Annotated in this window: 1 protein-coding gene; it reads left to right on the forward strand. The window is 71.7% G+C overall.

All coding sequences use genetic code 11. The features are described from left to right. Positions 1 to 316 precede the first annotated feature (316 nt). On the forward strand, positions 317 to 1,851 hold a 1,535-nt coding region (locus tag ACFV0G_RS38535; RefSeq protein WP_380558303.1), incomplete at its 3' end, for a PHB depolymerase family esterase.

The following is a 1,851-nucleotide window of genomic DNA, read 5'->3' on the forward strand; positions in this document are numbered from 1 at the left end:
TGGGGGGCGCCCCCCCCCGGGGTGGGGCCCCCGCCCGCCCCGGACACCCCCGGGGCGCGGGGGGGCGCCCGCCCCCGCCCCGGCCACGGCCCCGGTCGATGCCTGCAACGGTCACGGCGGAGTCCGAAATGGCGCGGGCTGCCATGACGGCCGCTCCGAGAGTGGATCACCTGCACATGTCGGCCGGGCCGCGCCACGACGCAGGCTACGCCGAGAGGTTGTGGCCTCCGTCACCGAACGGCCCGCATCGCGCGGCCCACGGGGCGGCGCCGGCGGCCGGCAACCCGGTACTCACACCCCCACCCAGGAGTACGCCATGGTGCGCGCAGCAGATCGACACAACGTCAGGACCGCCTTCCGGCGCCGATGGGGCGCGCTCCTCACCGGCGCCGTGCTCCTCGTCGGCGGAGTGGCGACGGCCGCCCCCGCCAGTGCCGCCGGGCTGACGCAGGTCGGCAGCTTCGGTTCGAACCCGGGCAGTCTCAACATGTACAGCTACCTGCCGGCCAACCTGCCCGACAACGCGCCCCTCGTGGTCGCCATGCACGGCTGCACGCAGAGCGCCAGTGACTACTACACGAACTCCGGCTGGCCCAAGTACGCGGACATGTACAAGTTCGCGCTGGTCTTCCCGGAGCAGCCCTCGCTGACCAACCCCATCTCGAAGTGCTTCGACTGGGGGACCCCCTCCGACGACGGCCGCGGCCAGGGCGAGGCGCTGTCGATCTACAACATGATCCAGTACGCGGAGAGCACCTACCACGTCGACCCGAGCCGGATCTACATCACGGGCCTCTCCGCCGGCGGCGGCATGACCTCCGACATGCTCGCGGCCTACCCCGACGTGTTCGCCGCGGGCTCGATCGACTCCGGCCCCGCCGCGCAGTGCTCGACCACCGGCATCACCAACACCAACTGCACCTCCGGCACGACCAGTCACACCCCGCAGCAGTGGGGCGACCTGATCCGCGGCGCGCACACCGGCTACACCGGCCCCTACCCCCGGGTCGCGATCTGGCAGGGCACGTCGGACACCACCGTGAACCCGGCCGAGCTGACCTACAGCAGGGACGGCTGGACCAATGTCTGGGGCATCGGCCAGACGCCGTCCAGCACGCAGACACTCACCGGCGGCACGACCCTGAACATCTACAACGACTCCGCCGGCAAGCCCGCGGTGGAGACCTTCGCGGTGTCCGGCATGGCGCACGGCCTGGCCGTCAACCCCGGTAGCGGCACCGACCAGTGCGGTTCCACCGGCACCTACTACATCAACTCCATCTGCTCCAGCTACTACACGGCCAGGTTCTTCGGCCTCGACCGGACCGGCCTCCCCGCCCCGGGCGGGCTGGCCGTCACCGGCACGAACGACACCTCGGCCTCGCTGAGCTGGAACGCGGTGTCCGGCGCCGCGTCGTACGACGTCTACCGCAACGGGGTGCTGGTCAACACGTCCGCCGTCACCTCGACGGGCTTCACCGACACCGGTCTGGCGGCCGGTACCACGTACGGCTACACGGTGGCCGCGGTCGACTCCTCCGGCACCGTCGGTGCCCAGTCCGCCGCCGTCAACGCCACCACCACTGGCACCCCCGTACAGCTGCCCGCCCCCACCGGGCTCACGGTGACCGGCACCACCGGCACCTCGGCCTCGCTGAGCTGGAACGCGGTGTCCGGCGCCGCGTCGTACGACGTCTACCGCAACGGGGTGCTGGTCAACACCTCCGCCGTCACCTCGACGGGCTTCACCGACACGGGTCTGGCGGCCGGTACCACGTACGGCTACACGGTGGCCGCGGTCGACTCCTCCGGCACCGTCGGTGCCCAGTCCGCCGCCGTCAACGCCACCAC

The sequence above is a fragment of the Kitasatospora sp. NPDC059571 genome (genome assembly GCF_042735675.1).
GTDB lineage: Bacteria > Actinomycetota > Actinomycetes > Streptomycetales > Streptomycetaceae > Kitasatospora.